The sequence below is a fragment of the Polymorphum gilvum SL003B-26A1 genome (assembly GCF_000192745.1).
In the GTDB taxonomy this organism is placed as follows: domain Bacteria; phylum Pseudomonadota; class Alphaproteobacteria; order Rhizobiales; family Stappiaceae; genus Polymorphum; species Polymorphum gilvum.
This window is the reverse complement of sequence record NC_015259.1, coordinates 2,433,797-2,451,621: the sequence shown is the minus strand read 5'-3', so window position 1 is coordinate 2,451,621 and position 17,825 is coordinate 2,433,797. Positions and strand designations below refer to the sequence as shown.

Annotated in this window: 16 protein-coding genes; 9 read left to right on the top strand and 7 right to left on the bottom strand. The window is 66.4% G+C overall.

The window, feature by feature from the left end; genetic code table 11:
* Window positions 1-40: 40 nt before the first annotated feature.
* From SL003B_RS11715 to SL003B_RS11700, 4 genes are all read left to right on the top strand, one after another.
* Entirely contained in the window at window positions 41-280 is a 240-nt protein-coding gene (locus tag SL003B_RS11715) for a GlsB/YeaQ/YmgE family stress response membrane protein (protein ID WP_013653057.1), read from the top strand.
* 39 nt (window positions 281-319) lie between these two features.
* Window positions 320-748, top strand: coding sequence for an acyl-CoA thioesterase (locus SL003B_RS11710; RefSeq protein ID WP_013653056.1), 429 nt, complete (start codon window positions 320-322; stop codon window positions 746-748).
* Window positions 749-812: 64 nt separating this feature from the next.
* The gene (gene lipA / locus SL003B_RS11705) at window positions 813-1,787 is read left to right on the top strand and encodes a lipoyl synthase (RefSeq protein WP_013653055.1); all 975 of its coding nucleotides are present in this window, start codon (window positions 813-815) and stop codon (window positions 1,785-1,787) included.
* A gap of 70 nt (window positions 1,788-1,857) precedes the next feature.
* Window positions 1,858-2,331 (top strand): type II toxin-antitoxin system RatA family toxin, encoded by a 474-nt coding sequence (locus tag SL003B_RS11700; RefSeq protein WP_013653054.1) that lies wholly within the window; start codon window positions 1,858-1,860, stop codon window positions 2,329-2,331.
* 14 nt (window positions 2,332-2,345) lie between these two features.
* Here the strand turns inward: SL003B_RS11700 and SL003B_RS11695 are convergent, their stop codons facing one another.
* The 4 genes from SL003B_RS11695 to SL003B_RS11680 form a co-directional block, all read right to left on the bottom strand.
* Window positions 2,346-2,690 (bottom strand): hypothetical protein, encoded by a 345-nt coding sequence (locus SL003B_RS11695; protein WP_013653053.1) that lies wholly within the window; start codon window positions 2,688-2,690, stop codon window positions 2,346-2,348.
* Between the two features lie 278 nt (window positions 2,691-2,968).
* Window positions 2,969-3,439, bottom strand: a complete 471-nt coding sequence (locus tag SL003B_RS11690) for a hypothetical protein (RefSeq protein ID WP_013653052.1) — start codon at window positions 3,437-3,439, stop codon at window positions 2,969-2,971.
* Window positions 3,440-3,526: 87 nt separating this feature from the next.
* Window positions 3,527-4,036, bottom strand: coding sequence for a CinA family protein (locus tag SL003B_RS11685; RefSeq protein ID WP_013653051.1), 510 nt, complete (start codon window positions 4,034-4,036; stop codon window positions 3,527-3,529).
* Window positions 4,033-5,265: a bifunctional 2-C-methyl-D-erythritol 4-phosphate cytidylyltransferase/2-C-methyl-D-erythritol 2,4-cyclodiphosphate synthase gene (locus tag SL003B_RS11680; protein ID WP_013653050.1), complete on the bottom strand. Its 1,233-nt coding sequence runs from the start codon at window positions 5,263-5,265 to the stop codon at window positions 4,033-4,035. The genes SL003B_RS11685 and SL003B_RS11680 overlap by 4 nt, the downstream gene beginning before the upstream one ends.
* 157 nt (window positions 5,266-5,422) lie before the next feature.
* Here SL003B_RS11680 and dusB point away from each other — a divergent pair, with 157 nt between their 5' ends.
* Genes dusB through ntrC form a run of 3 tightly spaced genes read left to right on the top strand, consistent with a single transcriptional unit; the run spans window position 5,423 to window position 9,016 of the window.
* Window positions 5,423-6,439 carry a tRNA dihydrouridine synthase DusB gene (gene dusB / locus SL003B_RS11675; protein WP_083812083.1) on the top strand — a complete coding sequence of 339 codons (1,017 nt, stop codon included), beginning with the start codon at window positions 5,423-5,425 and terminating at the stop codon, window positions 6,437-6,439.
* Window positions 6,436-7,575 carry a two-component system sensor histidine kinase NtrB gene (locus SL003B_RS11670; protein ID WP_013653048.1) on the top strand — a complete coding sequence of 380 codons (1,140 nt, stop codon included), beginning with the start codon at window positions 6,436-6,438 and terminating at the stop codon, window positions 7,573-7,575. The genes dusB and SL003B_RS11670 overlap by 4 nt, the downstream gene beginning before the upstream one ends.
* Before the next feature lies 1 nt (window position 7,576).
* Entirely contained in the window at window positions 7,577-9,016 is a 1,440-nt protein-coding gene (gene ntrC, locus SL003B_RS11665; protein ID WP_013653047.1) for a nitrogen regulation protein NR(I), read from the top strand.
* A 56-nt stretch (window positions 9,017-9,072) separates the two neighbouring features.
* Here the strand turns inward: ntrC and SL003B_RS11660 are convergent, their stop codons facing one another.
* From SL003B_RS11660 to SL003B_RS11650, 3 genes are read right to left on the bottom strand one after another with little or no spacing between them, the layout of a single operon-like run.
* Window positions 9,073-10,197 carry an ABC transporter permease gene (locus tag SL003B_RS11660; protein ID WP_013653046.1) on the bottom strand — a complete coding sequence of 375 codons (1,125 nt, stop codon included), beginning with the start codon at window positions 10,195-10,197 and terminating at the stop codon, window positions 9,073-9,075.
* Between the two features lies 1 nt (window position 10,198).
* Window positions 10,199-12,937, bottom strand: coding sequence for a ribosome-associated ATPase/putative transporter RbbA (gene rbbA, locus SL003B_RS11655; RefSeq protein ID WP_013653045.1), 2,739 nt, complete (start codon window positions 12,935-12,937; stop codon window positions 10,199-10,201).
* 11 nt (window positions 12,938-12,948) lie between these two features.
* Window positions 12,949-13,938 (bottom strand): HlyD family secretion protein, encoded by a 990-nt coding sequence (locus tag SL003B_RS11650; protein WP_013653044.1) that lies wholly within the window; start codon window positions 13,936-13,938, stop codon window positions 12,949-12,951.
* 329 nt (window positions 13,939-14,267) lie between these two features.
* On the opposite strand from SL003B_RS11650, the gene SL003B_RS11645 reads away from it, so the two are divergent.
* Window positions 14,268-16,439: a sensor histidine kinase NtrY-like gene (locus tag SL003B_RS11645; RefSeq protein ID WP_013653043.1), complete on the top strand. Its 2,172-nt coding sequence runs from the start codon at window positions 14,268-14,270 to the stop codon at window positions 16,437-16,439.
* The gene (gene ntrX, locus SL003B_RS11640; RefSeq protein ID WP_013653042.1) at window positions 16,429-17,796 is read left to right on the top strand and encodes a nitrogen assimilation response regulator NtrX; all 1,368 of its coding nucleotides are present in this window, start codon (window positions 16,429-16,431) and stop codon (window positions 17,794-17,796) included. The genes SL003B_RS11645 and ntrX overlap by 11 nt, the downstream gene beginning before the upstream one ends.
* The last annotated feature ends 29 nt before the right edge of the window (window positions 17,797-17,825 follow it).

Here is a 17,825-nt window from a genome sequence, read left to right as displayed (position 1 = left end):
GCCAGCGGGTGTTCTTTTCGCCAATGAGGAGACGGGGCCAATGAGCATAGTCTACTGGATCGTCGTCGGCCTGATTGCCGGCGCAGTGGCGCACCGGGTGCTCGACAGCCGGGGTGGTTTCCTCGGCAGCCTGGTGGTCGGCCTGATCGGCGCCCTGGTCGGCGGCAAGCTGGCCGAGATCCTGCGCCTCAACATTACCGGCGGCTTCGTCGACCAGCTCGTGCTGGCGACCGTCGGCGCGGTCGTGTTCCTGTTCCTGTGGCGCAAGATCCGGCGCTAGACTTGCCGCGCCAGAATCAGCCGCGGAAAGGACCAGCCCATGCCGATTGCCGTGCCGACGCCGTCCGAGTTCACCGTCTGGGCGACCGACAAACTGCGCTACGGCGACACCGACCGTCAGGGCCACGTCAACAACGCGGCGTTCGCGACCTTTCTGGAGACCGGCCGGGTCGAGATCCTGCACGACAGCGACCGGCCGCTGACGGAAAAGGGCGCCGCCTTCGTCATCGCGCGGCTGGAACTCGACTTCCTGTCGGAGATCCTGTGGCCGGGCACAGTCGATATCGGCACTCGGGTGACGCGGGTCGGCAGCAGCTCGGTCACCCTCGAGCAGGCGATCTTCCAGGACGGACGCTGCGCGGCACGGGCGACCACGGTCATCGTGCAGATGGACGAGACGACGCGTCGCTCCCGGCCGCTGTCGGCGGCGACGGCAGCACGGCTCGCCGCCCTGTCGGGGCCTGTGTGAAATGCAGGGCGGTGCGGCGAACTGAAGGCTTGACGTCCCGCCCCAACAGGGACATGTGAGATCCATGGTCACCATCGTCGACACGCTCACGCGCACCGAACCGGCCGACAAGGCCAAGCCGAGGCACCCGGAAAAGGCGCATCGCCCGGACAATCCGGTGCAGCGCAAGCCGGCCTGGATCCGCGTCAAGGCGCCGACCTCGCCCGTCTATCGCGAGACCCAGGAGGTTGTGCGCCAGAACAAGCTGGTGACCGTCTGCGAGGAGGCCGGCTGTCCGAACATCGGCGAATGCTGGTCGAAGAAGCATGCGAGCTTCATGATCCTCGGCGACACCTGCACCCGCGCCTGCGCCTTCTGCAACGTGCGCACCGGCATGCCGGGTCCGGTCGATCCCAACGAGCCGGAGGGCATCGCGCGCGCGGTCGCCAGCATGGGGCTCGACCACGTGGTGATCACCTCGGTCGATCGCGACGACCTTGAAGACGGCGGCGCGCGCCATTTCGCCGAGGTCATCGCCGCGATCCGCGCCGGCGCGCCGAAGACAACCATCGAGGTGCTGACGCCCGACTTCCTGCGCAAGGAGGGCGCGCTGGAAATCGTCGTGGCGGCCAAGCCGGACGTGTTCAACCACAACCTGGAAACGGTGCCGTCGAAATATCTCAAGGTCCGGCCCGGCGCGCGCTACTTCCACTCCATCAGGTTGCTGCAGCGGGTCAAGGAGCTCGATCCGACCATGTTCACCAAGTCGGGCATCATGGTTGGCCTCGGTGAGGAGCGCAACGAGGTGCTTCAGCTGATGGACGACCTGAGGACGGCGGACGTCGATTTCCTGACCATCGGCCAGTATCTGCAGCCGTCGAAAAAGCATCATCCGGTCATGGGCTTCGTCACGCCGGAGGAATTCAAGGCCTACGAGACGATCGCCTATGCCAAGGGGTTCCTGAAGGTCTCTGCCAGCCCGTTGACGCGCTCGTCGCATCACGCCGGCGAGGACTTCGCCGATCTCAGGGCCGCGCGCGCGGCCAGGCTCGGTCGGTGAGGGGATCGCTGACAGGGCGACATGGCGGCGCGCCGAGCGCTCGCGTCAGCAGGTAAGGGCGCAGTCTTCCATGCCGTCTTTCCACACCATCCACGAAGTTGCGCACAGCGCCAGGAACATGTTCGCCCTGGTGGCGGACGTGGAGAAATACCCGCAGTTCGTGCCGCTGTGCCGCAGCCTCGTCATTCGCGGCCGCAAGCCGTTCGACGACGGTCGGGAGGTTCTCGTCGCCGACATGACCGTGGCCTACAAGATGTTCCGCGAAACCTTCACCAGCCGGGTGCAGCTCGATCCCGAAAAGGGCGAAATCCTGGTCGAGTATCTCGACGGGCCGTTCACGCATCTGGAGAACCGCTGGACCTTCGTCCCGGCCGGACCGGAGTCGTGCCAGGTCGGTTTCTTCATCTCCTACGATTTCAGGAGCCGGACCCTGGCGGCGCTGATGGGGGCGATGTTCGATCTCGCCTTCCGCAAGTTCGTCTCGGCCTTCGAGGCGCGCGCCGACGAGGTCTACGGGTGCAAGGACGCGCGCGCCGCCAGATAGGTGGGCGGGGTGGTTCACCTCGGGTTGAACGCCCGGCGGATCGTTGTCAGCCGGTTCTGGCGTCCGGACGACGGATCGAGGCCGGAGAGGGTCATCTGCTCGGCGGCCTTGCCGAGGCCGAGGTCGGTGAGCCTGACCTGGGTCTGCGGCGACTCGCACAGCGGAACCCAGCCGCGACCGCGGCTGAATTCCACCCGCAGCGTGTATCCGCGAGCAGCTTCCTTCTCGGCCCATGCCACGGTACGCGGCAGGACCCAGTATTCCTGATCGCAGTAGCGGACCCTGTAGTAGCCCGCTTGAGCAGCCTTCAGGATCTGATGGCTGCCGCGGAAGCGCGAACCATTTTCCCGGGAAATCACGTGATATTCTCCTGCCACCGGCTGGGGCTGAGCCGCAACCGGTTCCATCGAAAGCAGCAGGAGGAGCGGCACGCCGCACACGTATCTCACTGGATCGCCATCTTCTTGACCCTCGGATTCGAGGGATATGGGAACGATGACTTCGATAGTGAAGAAGAATTATCAGCTAAACCTTGCCAGATCCTCTAAATATTTACTAGAGGTTGCCGGTTCAGGTGTCCATATGGATACTTTTTGCGATGAAATTTTATTCAATATCGAATGGATAAAGCAGTCCGTTACCGACTGTGATAGGTCGGCCGCTGCGGCGGTGCGATGGTGATATCGGAAAAGGAGCGGCGAATGGCCGAGAAGCGGTTTTCCGACTGGACCGTTGTCTCACCCAGGCGGAGGATGTCGAACGGATCGCCGATTATGCCGATATCAGCGAGGGTTACCTGCTTTTCCGGGTTCGCGCAGATCGGCAGCCAGCCGCGCCCCTCGTTGAATTCGAGGGTCACTTCGCGGTTGTTCTGCGCCTCCACCTGGGTCCAGGCGACGGTCAGCGGCCGGACCCAGAACGAACGGCCGCAATAGCGGACTTCGCGGAAGTCGGCATGAGCCTCGGACAGAACCTTGTGGCTTGCGTGAAACTTGCCGTCCGGCAACCGGGCAATCAGAAAAAAGTCTCCCGGGTTCGGGAGGGACTGCGACCACGCCCGATCGCTCGCGAGCGCCAGAAGCAGAAGTGCAGCCAGATACTTCCTCATGAGACCCCCAGGGGCGGTGCGCAACCTCCGACCGGCGCAGGCCTGCACCTGGAGCTTGTGCGAAGCTGAACCCTAGCGCCTCCGGTTTTAGAATTGCTTCAGGCAAAAGATTGCATTTGAAACAAGTTCCAGCGCGTGCCGGATGGCGTCCCGACGGATGCCGGCCCGGCCGGCGTTGTCGAACAGGCGCGCGCTGTGTTCGGCCGTTCCGGAGCGTGTCGCGAGCGCGAAATGGACCGTGCCGACCGGCTTGTCCGCGCTGCCGCCGCCCGGACCGGCAATGCCCGTGATCGAGACGGCGATATCGGCCCGTGAGCGCGCGAGCGCGCCGGTCGCCATGGCGAGGGCGACCTCCCGGCTGACGGCTCCGTGCCGCTCGATGAGGTCGGCCGGAACGCCGAGCATGTCCGCCTTGGCCTCGTTCGAATAGGTGACGAAGCCGCGGTCGAGAACCGCGGAAGCGCCGGAGACTTCCGTCAGCAGGCCGCACAGCAAGCCGCCGGTGCAGGATTCGGCGGCGGCGAGCATCACTCCCCGGGTGCGGCAGGCAGCGACGAGCTTTTCCGCTTCGGGCAGCAGAGACGCTATGTCGGTCATTCAGGTTCCTCCTCGTCGGGCGGGGGAAGACGCACGGTCGCCGTTGCCAGGGCCGCAATGCCTTCCTTGCGACCGGTGAAGCCGAGCCGTTCCGAGGTGGTCGCCTTGACGGAGACACGGCCGACCGGCAGGCGGCAGATGCTTGCGATGCGGGTGCGCATGGCTTCGCGAACCGGGCCGATCTTCGGCACTTCGCACACCACGGTGACGTCGAGATGGGCGATCCGGCCGCCGCGGGCGCGCACCAGATCGACCGCGTGGACCAGGAAGCGGTCGGACGCGACCCCCTTCCATTGCGGATCCGAGGGCGGAAAATGGGCGCCGATGTCCTGCTCGGCGATGGCGCCGAGAATGGCGTCGGTCAGGGCGTGCAGAACGACGTCGGCGTCGGAATGGCCGGCCAGCCTGCGCTCATGGGGAACGGAAATGCCGCCGAGGACGACGGCGTCGCCAGCCTCGAAGGCATGGACGTCGTAACCGGTGCCGACCCTGATGTCGGACAAGGCGTTCCAATCGGTCATCGGCAGGCTCCGTCTCGCGCGCTCCAGGTCGCCCCTGGACGTGATCTTGTAGTTGCCGGCGTCGCCTTCGATCAAGTGCACCGCCATGCCGGCCCATTCGGCAACCGCCGTGTCGTCGGTGAAGCCGTCCATGCTGGCGGACACCGCCGCCCGGTGGGCGTCGAGGATGGCGCGGTAGCGGAAGCCCTGCGGCGTTTGCGCCGCCCACAGCCCCGTGCGGTCGACGGTGTCCTCGACGAACAGCCCGCCGCGCGACCGCTTGAGCGTGTCGACGACCGGCACGGCGGCGAGGACGGCATCCGCGCCGTCGGCAAGTCCTGCGACAACCCGGGCGATCAGGTCGGCGCCGACGAACGGGCGGGCGGCGTCGTGCACCAACACGAAGTCGGGTGTGCGGGCTTCGAGCGCCTCCAACCCGGCGCGGACAGAGGCCTGACGCGTGGCGCCGCCTTGCGCCGGCGCCAGCAGGCGCGCGCGCTCGGCGGCAGAAAACGGCTTGACGGCGCGATCGTAAAGGTCGCGGTCGTCGGGGTGGATGACGACGAGGACACAGTCGATACCGGGGGCGGAGAGGACCGCGGCCAGGGTATGGCTCAGGATCGGGCGGCCGCCGATGGCGACATACTGCTTGGGCAGCCCGTCCGCTGCATCGGCCAGGCGCGAACCGCGGCCTGCGGCGACGATCAGGACCGCGACCGAATTGGGCATGGGGCGTCTCCCTGGCGCGGAGCGTCGCGGCGCGGCGATCCGCTCGTTGCAGTTGCCTTTTCCCTTCTCAACCATATTGTCGGCGCCCCGACAACTTCCCCCTTGCCGCAATGCAAAATGTGGCTATTGTGTAGGCAATTCGGTTAGTGCACACGATATGAGCAAATCAACGCATAGTCCCGGTTGCGACGGCCTGCGTATTGGCCCGCTGGTGATAGCCAATCGCGCCCTCCTGGCCCCGATGTCCGGCGTGTCGGACCTGCCCTTCCGCCGGCTGGCGTCCCGTTTTGGCGCCGGCGTTGTGGTGTCGGAGATGGTCGCCAGCGAATCCCTCGTTCAGGGCGACGTGGAGATGCGGACACGGGCCGAGGGGAAGGGCATCGGACTGCACGTGGTGCAGCTGGCAGGCCGCGAGGCCCGTTGGATGGCGGAGGCGGCACGAATCGCCGAAGGCGCCGGGGCCTCGATCATCGACATCAACATGGGCTGTCCGGCCAAGCGCGTGACCACCGGCTATTCGGGGTCGGCGCTGATGCGCGACCTCGACCACGCGCTCGGCCTGATCGAGGCGACGGTCGGCGCGGTCAGCGTGCCGGTGACGGTCAAGATGCGGCTCGGCTGGGACGCCCAGTCGATCAACGCGCCGGAGCTGGCGCGGCGGGCGCAGGCGGCCGGCGTGCAGCTCGTAACGGTACATGGGCGGACCCGGAACCAGTTCTACAAGGGCGCGGCCGACTGGGCCGCGATCCGGGCCGTTGTCGAGGCAGTCGACATTCCCGTGATCGCCAACGGCGACTGCCTGTCCTTCGACGATGCCGACCGCATGCTGGCGCTGTCGGGGGCGGCCGGCGTGATGATCGGGCGCGGCGCCTACGGGCGTCCCTGGCTTGTGGGCCACGTTGGCGCCTATCTGCAGACGGGCGAGCGGCAGGCTGAACCGTCGGGTTCCACCCTCTGCGACATCGTCCTGGAACATTACGAGGATCTGTTGAGCCATTACGGACTGGACCTCGGGCGCCGCATCGCCCGCAAGCATCTCGGCTGGTATCTCGACCTGACCGACAACGTTCCGGCGTCCGTGCGGGCCGGACTGATGACCGCCGACGACCCCAGGCAGGTGCTCGCCCTCGCCCGGTCCTGGTTCGCCGGCCAACCCTCCCGGAGCGCCGCATGATGTCCGCCGCCTCTTACGAAGGACGCACGGCTGCGCTGGCCAGCGACGGTCCGACCATCCTCGATTCCCTGCCGCATCCGGTGCTGCTCGTCGCGCCCGACGGCGTCATCGAGGCGGCCAACATCGCCGCCGAGATCTTCCTGCGCTCCAGCGTCTCGGTGCTGCGCCGCCATCCGATCGACTATTTCGTCCCGTTCGGCAGCCCGCTGCTGACCCTGATCGAGCAGGTGCGGGAGCGCGGCGCGCCGGTCAACGAATACAAGGTCGACATCGGCTCGCCGCGCATCGGCCCGGACCGCGTCGTCGACATCCACGCCGCACCGGTGGTCGAGCGTCCCGGGGCCGTCGTGCTGATGTTCCTCGAACGAGGCATGGCGGAGAAGATCGACCGCCAGCTGACCTCGCGCGGCGCGGCGCGGACGGTGACCGGGCTCGCCGCGATGCTCGCCCACGAGATCAAGAACCCGCTGTCGGGCATCCGCGGCGCGGCGCAACTGCTCGAGCAGTCGGCGAGCGAGGAGGACCGGGCGCTGACCCGGCTGATCATGGACGAAGCCGACCGCATCGTGAAGCTGGTCGACCGGATGGAAGTGTTCTCGGACGAGCGGCCGATCGAGCGCGAGCCGGTCAACATCCACGTGGTGCTCGATCACGTCAAAAGGCTGGCGGATTCTGGGTTCGCCCGCGGCAAGCGGATCGTCGAGGACTACGATCCGTCGCTGCCGCCGGTCCACGCCAATCGGGACCAGCTGATCCAGGTTTTCCTGAACCTGGTGAAGAACGCCAGCGAGGCGATCGGCGACGATCCGGACGGCGAGATCCGGATCACGACGGCGTTCCGCCCCGGCGTGCGCCTGTCGGTGCCCGGCACGACCGAAAAGGTTAGCCTGCCGCTGGAGTTCTGCGTCAGGGACAACGGCCCTGGCGTGCCCGAGGACCTGCTGCCGCACCTGTTCGAACCGTTCATCACCACCAAGCCCAACGGATCGGGACTCGGCCTGGCGCTGGTCGCCAAGATCATCGGTGACCATGGAGGGGTCATCGAATGCGACAGCCAGCCGCGCAAGACGACGTTCCGGATCCTCATGCCCGCCTTCACAGAGCCTGAGGCTTCCTCCAGCGACAGGACCGACTGACATGCCGACCGGCACCATTCTCGTTGCAGACGACGACGCGGCGATCCGCACCGTGCTCAATCAGGCCCTGTCCCGGGCCGGCTACACCGTCCGCCTGACCTCCAACGCCGCAACGCTGTGGCGCTGGGTCAGCTCGGGCGACGGCGATCTGGTGGTCACCGACGTGGTGATGCCGGACGAGAACATCTTCGACGTGCTGCCACGCATCAAGAAACTCCGCCCGGACCTGCCGGTGATCGTGATGAGCGCGCAGAACACGTTCATGACCGCGATCCGGGCCTCCGAGAAGGGCGCCTACGAATACCTGCCGAAGCCGTTCGACCTGAAGGAACTGACTGGCATCATCAGCCGGGCACTCGAGGAGCCGAAGGCGCGCCGTCCGATCGAGATGGACGACATGGGCGAGGCGATCCCGCTGGTCGGTCGCTCGCCGGCCATGCAGGAGATCTACCGGGTGCTCGCCCGGCTGATGCAGACCGACCTGACCGTCATGATCAACGGCGAGAGCGGCACCGGCAAGGAACTGGTCGCGCGCGCACTGCACGACTACGGCAAGCGCCGCAACGGCCCCTTCGTCGCCATCAACATGGCCGCGATCCCGCGCGACCTGATCGAGGCCGAACTGTTCGGCCACGAGAAGGGCGCCTTCACTGGCGCCCAGGCCCGCTCCTCGGGCCGGTTCGAGCAGGCCGACGGCGGCACCCTGTTCCTCGACGAGATCGGCGACATGCCGATGGAGGCGCAGACCCGCCTGCTGCGCGTGCTGCAGCAGGGCGAATACACGACCGTTGGCGGGCGCACCCCGATCAAGACCGACGTGCGCATCGTGGCGGCGACCAACAAGGACCTGCGCCAGCTGATCAACCAGGGCCTGTTCCGCGAGGACCTGTTCTTCCGCCTCAACGTGGTGCCGATCCGCCTGCCGCCGCTGCGCGAACGCGTCGAGGACATCCCCGACCTGGTGCGCCATTTCTTCGCGCTGGCCGAGAAGGAGGGGCTGCCGCCCAAGCAGATCGACCAAGGGGCACTCAACCTGCTGCGTCGCTACCGCTGGCCCGGCAACGTGCGCGAACTGGAGAACCTCGTCCGGCGTCTCGCCGCGCTCTACCCGCAGGACGTCATCGGCGAGGCGCTGCTGGAGCAGGAACTGAGCCAGCCGACCGTGTCGCCCCTGGAAGGCGACGGCGCGCAGGAAATCAATCTCGGCGCCTCGGTCGAGCGCTATCTCGGCACCTATTTCGACACCTTCGGCGATGCGTTGCCGCCTCCGGGTCTCTATCACCGCATCCTGCGCGAGGTCGAATATCCGCTGATCAGCGCCGCGCTGGCGGCGACGCGCGGCAACCAGATCAAGGCGGCGGAACTGCTCGGCGTCAACCGCAACACCCTGCGCAAGAAGATCCGCGACCTCGACATCCAGGTGCTGCGCTCGACGCGCTGACGTCGATCCGGGGAGCAAGGCGTATCAAGCCGCGGGCGCCCAGCCCGCGGGATCTTTCATTTGCTGGTCGCGATGGAACGCCGGAACCGCAGCGCCGCGAAGGCGAACAGGGCGATGCCGACGACCGTCACCGCCAGGAACTGGGGCCAGACGATGTCGAAGCCGGCGCCGCGGTAGAGGATCGCCTGGGCGAAGGAGACGAATTGGGTCGACGGCACCAGGCGCATGAACGACTGCAGCAGGACCGGCTGGCTTTCCAGTGGCGTCTGGGCTCCCGAAAGCAGCATCATCGGCAGGATGATCAGAATGAACAGAAGCGCGAACTGCGGCATCGAGCGGGTCACGGTCGCCAGCAGGATGCCCAGGGCGGATGCGAAGAACAGGTAGAGCGTCGCACCGGCCAGAAACAGCGGCACCGAACCGGCTATCGGTACGGCAAGCAATTGCTCGACCACGATCCAGAGGGAAAACGCCACCGCGATGATGATCACGAAGCCGTTCGCCCAGACCTTGGCCATCATGATCTCGAACGGCGACAGCGGCATGACCAGCAGATGCTCGAGCGTGCCATGCTCGCGCTCGCGAATGACGGCGGCGCCGGTGAGAATGATGGTGAGCATGGTGACGTTGTTGATGATCTCCATGACGCTGCCGAACCACATGCCGTCGAGGTTGGGATTGAAGGCGTAGCGAGTGACCAAGTTGAGCGGTTGACTGGTCGTTTCGCCACGCTCGGCCGAGAAGCGCCGGATCTCCTGGGTCAGCACATTGGCGATGAAATTGGCTCCCGTGCCGGCCTGCATGATGGTGGTGGCGTCGATGTTGACCTGGATCTGCGGCTGCAGCCCCGCGCGCAGATCCGCTTCGAAGCGGGCCGGTATCACCAGCACAAAGCTATACTTGCGCGTGTCGAGTCCAGCATCGATATCGCGGAAGGAAATGATCTCGGGTTCCTTGAAGTCGGGCGGCAGGAAGGCCTGAAGGATGCGTGCCGAAAGCTGCGACCGATCTTCGTCGACGATGGCGATCGAGGTGTTGTGGAGATCGGCGGAGCGTCCGACGGCGGCGACATAAATCCCTGCGCTGAAGGCCCAGCCGATCAGGATCAACAGCACGAGGTCGCGCTTCAGGCTGTAGAGTTCCTTGACGCCGAGGCGGAAGATGTTCTTGAGCCGGCGCATCCTAGGCCTCCTGTTTCTGTAGCAGCAGGACGCTGAGGCCGATCAGCAGCGGGCCGGCCGGGGCGAGGGCGAGGAAGCTCGCGGTCAGGTCTGAGAATTCGAGCCCCTTGGTGAAGGTGCCGACGCTGATGGTGAGGAAATGGGCGGTCGGATAGATCCTGCCGATCAGCGCCCCCAGACCCTCGAGCGTGGACACGGGATGAAGCAGGCCGGAGAACTGCACGGCGGGCAGCATCGTGCCGATGGCCGTGCCGGCCAGTGCCGCGACCTGGGTCTTCGTGAAGGTGGAGAACAGCAGGCCGAAAGCGGTCGTGGCGAAAACGTAAAGGGCCCCACCGGCAACCAGCGTCAGGACGCTGCCCTTGATCGGCACCCCGAAGACGAGGATCGCCATCGAAACCAGAATGAAGAAATTGACCAGGGCGATGACGAGATAGGGGAGTTGCTTGCCAACCAGGAACTCGAAGCGCGTCACCGGCGTCACGTAGAGATTGGTGATCGAACCGAGTTCCTTCTCGCGCACGACGCTGACGGCGGTCAGGATTGCCGGAATGAACACCAGCAGCAGCGCGATCACCGACGGCACCATGGCGAACATGCTCTTGAAGTCCTGATTGTAGCGGAAGCGCGGTTCGATGTCCGCCGCGAGCAGGGATGGCCGTTCGCCGAACGTCCGAGCATACTGGTCGAGAATGTAGGTTCGGTGCATGCCCTGCACGTAGCCGGAAATGGTCTGGGCACGGTTCGGCATGGCACCGTCGATGGTCGCGGCGACTTCAGGGACCTCGCCGCGCAGCAGGGCGCGACCGAAGCCCGGAGGGATCTCGACGGTGAGGGAAACCTCACCGGCACGCAGACGCTGCTCCATATCGGCATGATCGACAAGGGGCGGCTTCTCGGTGAAATAGCGCGATCCCGAAAGGGCCTCCAAATATTGGCGGCTTTCCAGAGACCGGTCCTGATCGAGCACCGCGTAGTTGAGGTTCTCGACGTCGGTGGTGATGCCGAAGCCGAACACCAGCATCAGCAGCATGGTACCGAGCAGGGCGACCGCCAGCCGCACGGGATCGCGCCGCAGTTCCTTGCTTTCCCGCACACTGTAGGCGCGCAGGCGGCGCCAGGAGAAGGCGGGAGTCTGATGGTGTGTCGCGGACGACCCGATCATGTCCGCCGTCGCCGGTTCGGCTGCGGGCTGTTCGGCATCGTCGCCGATGGCGGCCTCGAGGCAGGCGACGAAGGCATCCTCGAGGTTCTGCGCGCCGTGCTGCTCGACAAGGCGCGCCGGCGTATCGCAGGCCAGGACCTTGCCCGCATGCATGAGCGAGATGCGGTCGCAGCGCTCGCCCTCGTTCATGAAATGGGTGCTGATGAAGATCGTCACGCCCTCGTTGCGCGACAGGTCGACGAGCAGACTCCAGAATCCGTCGCGAGCGACCGGATCGACGCCCGACGTCGGTTCGTCGAGGATGAGGATTTCCGGGCGGTGGACGATGGCGACGGCCAGCGACAGGCGCTGGCGCATGCCAAGCGGCAGCTTGTCGGGCAGGTCGTCGGCATAGGCGTCGAGACCGAAGCGGGCGATCAGCTCCTTGGTGCGCGGCGCGATCTCGTCGGCCGGCATATGAAACAGCTGGGCGTGCAGCGTCAGGTTCTGGCGTACCGTCAGTTCGCCATAGAGCGAGAAGGCCTGCGACATGTAGCCGACGCGCCGGCGGGTCTCCAGGCTCCTGCCGTCGACCTTCTCGCCGAACAGCCACGCTTCGCCCTCCGTCGGCGCCAGGAGGCCGGTCAGCATCTTCATGGTCGTCGTCTTGCCGCAACCGTTGGACCCCAGGAAGCCGAAGATCTCGCCGCGTTCGATCTCGAAACTGACGTTGTCGACGGCGGTGAAGCTGCCGAAGCGCTGGGTCAGGCCGTGCGCAACGATGGCTGGCCCGTCGCCCGTCTGCGAACGCGGCGGCACGACCAGCGCCTTGTGGCCGTCCGGTCCGACATCCGGCAGAAGGTTGACGAAGGCCTCCTCGAGCGTCCGGCTGCCGCCCGCGGCCTTCAGGTCGTCCGCCGTGCCGGTCGCCAGGATGCGGCCGGCGTTCATCGCAACCAGCCAGTCGAAGCGCTCGGCCTCGTCCATGTAGGCGGTGGCGACCATGATGCTCATGCCGGCGCGCTCGGCGCGGATGTGCTCGATCAGGGTCCAGAACTGGCGCCGCGACAGGGGATCGACGCCGGTGGTCGGCTCGTCGAGGATGAGCAGATCGGGATCGTGGATCAGCGCGCAGCACAGGCCGAGCTTCTGCTTCATGCCGCCGGACAGCTTGCCCGCGGGGCGGTCGAGGAACGGCCGCAGGCCGGTGGCGCGGGTGAGGGCATCGATTCGGGCGGCGCGCTCGGCCCTGTCCTGGCCGAACAGGCGGCCGAAGAACTCCAGGTTCTCGGCGATGGTCAGGTCCATGTAGAGGTTCTTGCCGAGTCCCTGCGGCATGTAGGCGATGCGGGGCAGGACCGAGCGGCGATGCCGGCCATCGGCCATGGCGCTGCCGAGCGCCTCGACACGCCCCGTCTGGATGCGTCGGGCGCCGGACAGAAGGGCGAGCAGGGTCGACTTGCCGACGCCGTCGGGGCCGATCAGGCCGACCATGCGGCCGGCCGGGATATCCAGGCTGACGTCGTTCAGAGCGATCGCCCTGCCGTAGCGATGACTGACCCGGTCGAGCCGGGCAATGGGCGCGGGCATCGCCATCGCCGCGCTTCCTAGGACTGCGGCGGGAGGCGCACGGCCAGACGGTCGGGCCAGTCCTCCCCGGGCGCCATCATGACATAGGCCTCGCCGGGAAGGCCTGTGCGCACCTTGTCCAGATGCTCGCGCAGAAGGTCGGGCGCAACCCGGATCTTGACGCGGAACATCAGCTTCTCGCGTTCGCTGCGGGTCTCCACCTCGCGCGGGGTGAACTGGGCGTCGGGGGCGACGAAGGAGACGACGGCGGGAATGACGTATTGTGGAGCGGCATCGAGGACGATGCGGGCCTCCGCCCCGACGAAGACGCGCCCCACGCTGGCGGTCGGCAGGAAGATGGTCATGTAGACGTCGGCGAGGTTGAGCAGCGTGACGACGCGCCCGCCGGCGCCCAGCACCTCGCCGGGTTCGGCCAGACGATACTGCACCCGGCCAGCGATCGGCGCCTTGAGTTCCGCCTCGGCGATCACCGTGCCGATGCGCAGTACCTCGGCCCGCGCGGCGTCGACGCTGCGCTCGGCATTGGCCAACTGGGCGCGGACCGCAGCCAGTGCGGCTTCGGCGGTGTCGCGGGCGGTCTGGCGCTGGTCGACCTCCTGCCGGGAGATGTGGCCGCGTTCCAGCAGCGCCGTCGCCCGCTGCAGCGCCTGGTCGGCGTAGCGAAGCTCGCTTTCGCGCTGCGCGATCTGGGCCGTGACCGAGGCAGCCGTGTCCTTGGCGGCGGCGACCCTGGCTTCCGCCCCGGCGAGCGAGGCCTCCAGTTCCTCCGTGTCGAGCCGAGCGAGCACCTGACCGGCTTCGACGAAATCGCCCTCGCCGACCAGCACCTCGACGACCCGGCCACCGGTTCTGGTCGCCACATGGATGGTCTCCGCCTCGATCCGTCCGTTGCCGGAGGCGATGGTCTGGGGCAGACGGCTGTTCTGCGTCTGCCACCACCCATAGCCGGCCCCGGCGGCGGCGAGCAGGACGACGATGACGATGATGGCGGGTTTCGAGAATTTCATTACACAGACCTGTTTCCGGGATCGCCTGTCAGCCTAAACGCCTGACGAAGGCTTGCCGGCTGCAGGCGAACTATGGACCGGTCCCGGGTGTTTCGCAATGCAGCAAGGAGCGGTCAAACCCCAAAGTCTCGTTCTGTTACGGCCGCTCTACCGTGCAAGCATGTCGCAATTCCGCAACAAAGTGTGTTAAAGATGCCGCGATTCTGCGATCCGCATCGTCCATCCGCCCAGAGACGAAACGAGGAACGATGATACTGGGGACAGATCCACGGCCAGACGGGGATCAGGGCTCCCACGGCCGCTTCGGCCGGAGGGTCGGGCTCGCGGTTATGATCGTCTCCCTCGCCGCGATCGCGGTGACCTTCGTCGTGCTCACCGGGCTGACGCCGATCCCCCCGACGCGGGAGGTCGTGTGGTCGGCAATGGCGATCAACGGCGTGCTCGCCACCGCACTCGTCGGCGCGATCCTGGTCGAGGTCGTCAAGCTCTTGAACGCCCGCCGGCGCGGCCGCGCCGCCGCCCGGCTGCACGTGCGCATCGTCGCCTGGTTCAGCTTCATCGCGGCGGTGCCGGCCATCCTGATGGCCGTCGTGGCGGCCATTACGCTCGACCGCGGCCTCGACCGCTGGTTCGAGCAGAGGACCCGCCAGATCATCGACAACGCGCTGACCGTCGCGCAGGCCTATCTGCAGGAACATGCCCGCGTGCTGCGCGGCGACCTGATCGCAATGACCAACGACGTCGACCGGGCACGCACCGTCTACGATTTCGAGCCGACCCGCTTCGATTCCTTCTTTTCCGCCCAGGCGTCCCTGCGCGGCCTTCTGGCGGCGTTCATCATGAAGGGCGACGGCACCGTGGTGACGCGCGTCGTCCTCGACCCGCAGGCGAACATTCTGCTGCCGCCGAAGGAAACCTACGGCAAGGCCGAAGACGGCGAGCCGGTCCTGATCGCGCCGGGCACCTCCAATCTGGTCGGCGGCGTGATGAAGCTGTCGGCCTTCGACGGCTACTATCTCTACGTGACGCGGGCGATGGATCCGCGGGTCGTCGACTACCTACGCCTGGCGGAGGAGGGCGCCAGCGAATACCGGGATCTGGAAACCAGCCGCTTCGGCGTCCAGGTCGCCTTCGCGCTGGTCTATCTGGGCGTGGCGCTGATCCTGCTGCTGTCGGCGATCTGGATCGGCTTCGGCTTCTCCAATCGTCTGGTATCGCCGATCCGGCGACTGATCTCTGCAGCCGACCAGGTGTCCAAGGGCAATCTCTACGTCGAGGTGACGACCGAGAAGTCGGAAGGCGACCTCGCCAATCTGGGCGCGTCGTTCAACAACATGACGGGACAGCTGCGAGGCCAACGCGACGCGCTGCTGGCCGCCAACGAGCAGATCGACCGGCGCCGGCGCTTCACCGAGGCGGTGCTGTCCGGCGTGACCACCGGCGTCGTCGGCATCGACGACGAGGGCGCCATCACGCTGGTCAACCGTTCGGCGCGCGCGCTCCTGACCATCGACGAGACCGACGCGCTCGATCGCCCGATCGGCGAGGTCATTCCGGAACTGGCGGAGTTCGTCGCCACGGCGCTGGAACGCGAGAGCGAACGCTTCCAGGAGACGCAGATCACGCTGGCGCGCGGAGGTCGCGAGCGGACGGTCAACGTGCGCATCACCACCGAACAGTCGACGCGCCGAGAGCACGGCTATGTCGTCACCATAGACGACATCACGGACCTCGTTTCAGCGCAGCGCAATTCGGCCTGGGCCGACGTCGCGCGGCGCATCGCGCACGAGATCAAGAACCCGCTGACGCCGATCCAGCTGTCGGCGGAACGCATCCGCCGGCGCTACGGCAAGAAGGTCGAGGACGACCGGTCGGTGTTCGACCAGTGTATCGACACCATCATCCGCCAGGTCGGCGACATCGGCCAGATGGTCGACGAGTTTTCGTCCTTCGCCCGCATGCGCAAGCCCGCCAAGGGCATGGCGGACCTGCGCAACACGGTGCGCGAGGCGGTGTTCATGCAAAGCGTCGGCAATCCGGATATCGATATCAGGACGGACCTGCCCGAGACGCCGGTAAACGCCTATTACGACAGCCGGCTGATCGGCCAGGCGCTGACCAACGTGATCAAGAATGCGGCGGAAGCCATTGCCGGGCGCTGTGGCGAGGACCTGCCGAAGGGACAGATCCGGATCCGGCTGCGCGAGGAGGCGGAGGGGCAGGCGATCGAGGTCATCGACAACGGCGTCGGCCTTCCGCAGGAAAACCGGCAGCGCCTGCTGGAGCCTTACATGACGACCCGCGAGAAGGGCACCGGCCTCGGCCTTGCCATCGTGCGCAAGATCATGGAGGACCATGGCGGGAGCATCGAATTGCTCGATGCGCCGGATCTCGAGGTCGGAAAGACCGGCGCCATGGTCCGGCTGCGGATCGCCACGGAAGACGTTTCTGACATTCAACCCATTGATGAAAAAGTAAAAGTGGCCGCAGATGGCATATGATATCCTGATTGTTGACGACGAGACCGACATCCGCGAGATGATCGCGGGCATTCTCGACGACGAGGGCTATGGCACCCGCACGGCCGCTGACAGCGACAGCGCGCTGACGGCGATCAAGGAGCGGCGGCCCTCGCTGGTGATCCTGGACATCTGGCTGCAGGGCAGCCGACTCGACGGCCTGGCGCTGCTCGACGTCATCCGGGAACAGGATCCGGACCTGCCGGTGGTCATCATCTCGGGCCACGGCAACATCGAGACCGCCGTCTCGGCAATCAAGCGCGGCGCCTACGACTATATCGAGAAGCCGTTCAAGGCCGACCGGCTGATTCTGATCACCGACCGGGCACTGGAAGCGTCCAAGTTGAAGCGCGAGATCCGCGAGCTCAAGCAGCGCTCGGGCGACACAATGCGGCTGGTCGGCGAATCGAGCGCGATCAACCAGTTGCGCCAAACGATCGAACGGGTTGCGGCGACCAACAGCCGGATCCTGATCTCTGGCCCTTCGGGATCGGGCAAGGAACTGGCCGCGCGCATGATCCACGACCTGTCGCCCCGCGCACGCGGCCCCTTCGTCGCGATCAACGCCGCCACCATCACGCCCGAACGCATGGAAGATGAACTGTTCGGCATCGAGGACGCCAGCGGCGGCCTGCGGAAGGTCGGCGCGCTTGAGGAGGCGCACGGCGGAACTCTGTATCTCGACGAGGTCGCCGACATGCCGCGCGAGACCCAGGGCAAGATTCTCCGCGTGCTGGTCGACCAGACCTTTACCCGCGTCGGCGGCGCGACCAGGGTGCAGGTCGACATCCGCATCCTGTCCTCGACGGCCAAGGACCTGGAGCGTGCGATTGCGGAAGGCGCCTTCCGCGAGGATCTCTATCATCGCCTCGGCGTCGTGCCGCTGCGCGTGCCTGGCCTGGCCGAGCGACGCGAGGACGTGCCGATCCTGGTCCGCCACTTCATGGAACAGATTTCTGCCGCCTCGGGCCTGCCGATGCGCCGGATCGGCGACGACGCGATGGCTGTCCTGCAGACGCATGACTGGCCGGGAAACATCCGGCAGCTGCGCAACAACGTCGAGCGGCTGATGATCCTGACCCGCGGCGACCCGGAGTCGACCATCACCGCGGATCTGTTGCCCGCGGAAGTCGGCGCCATGGTACCGAACCTGCCGACGACCGGCGGCGGCGAGCATCTGATGTCGATGCCGCTGCGCGATGCGCGCGAGATCTTCGAACGCGACTATCTCCAGGCGCAGATCAAGCGATTCGGCGGCAACATTTCGCGGACGGCGGAGTTCGTGGGCATGGAGCGATCCGCCTTGCATCGCAAACTGAAGACTTTGGGTTTATCCTGACGCCGCAGCAGCGCCGAGAAGCATGAGGG

Coding starts and splice junctions, on each gene's coding strand:
- SL003B_RS11650 (WP_013653044.1), bottom strand. CDS start 13,938: ATGAAATTCTCGAAACCCGCCATCATCGTCATCGTCGTCCTGCTCGCC.
- dusB (WP_083812083.1), top strand. CDS start 5,423: ATGAGCAAATCAACGCATAGTCCCGGTTGCGACGGCCTGCGTATTGGC.
- SL003B_RS11710 (WP_013653056.1), top strand. CDS start 320: ATGCCGATTGCCGTGCCGACGCCGTCCGAGTTCACCGTCTGGGCGACC.
- lipA (WP_013653055.1), top strand. CDS start 813: ATGGTCACCATCGTCGACACGCTCACGCGCACCGAACCGGCCGACAAG.
- SL003B_RS11715 (WP_013653057.1), top strand. CDS start 41: ATGAGCATAGTCTACTGGATCGTCGTCGGCCTGATTGCCGGCGCAGTG.
- SL003B_RS11645 (WP_013653043.1), top strand. CDS start 14,268: ATGATCGTCTCCCTCGCCGCGATCGCGGTGACCTTCGTCGTGCTCACC.
- SL003B_RS11690 (WP_013653052.1), bottom strand. CDS start 3,439: ATGAGGAAGTATCTGGCTGCACTTCTGCTTCTGGCGCTCGCGAGCGAT.
- SL003B_RS11685 (WP_013653051.1), bottom strand. CDS start 4,036: ATGACCGACATAGCGTCTCTGCTGCCCGAAGCGGAAAAGCTCGTCGCT.
- ntrC (WP_013653047.1), top strand. CDS start 7,577: ATGCCGACCGGCACCATTCTCGTTGCAGACGACGACGCGGCGATCCGC.
- SL003B_RS11660 (WP_013653046.1), bottom strand. CDS start 10,197: ATGCGCCGGCTCAAGAACATCTTCCGCCTCGGCGTCAAGGAACTCTAC.
- SL003B_RS11670 (WP_013653048.1), top strand. CDS start 6,436: ATGATGTCCGCCGCCTCTTACGAAGGACGCACGGCTGCGCTGGCCAGC.
- SL003B_RS11680 (WP_013653050.1), bottom strand. CDS start 5,265: ATGCCCAATTCGGTCGCGGTCCTGATCGTCGCCGCAGGCCGCGGTTCG.
- ntrX (WP_013653042.1), top strand. CDS start 16,429: ATGGCATATGATATCCTGATTGTTGACGACGAGACCGACATCCGCGAG.
- SL003B_RS11700 (WP_013653054.1), top strand. CDS start 1,858: ATGCCGTCTTTCCACACCATCCACGAAGTTGCGCACAGCGCCAGGAAC.
- rbbA (WP_013653045.1), bottom strand. CDS start 12,937: ATGGCGATGCCCGCGCCCATTGCCCGGCTCGACCGGGTCAGTCATCGC.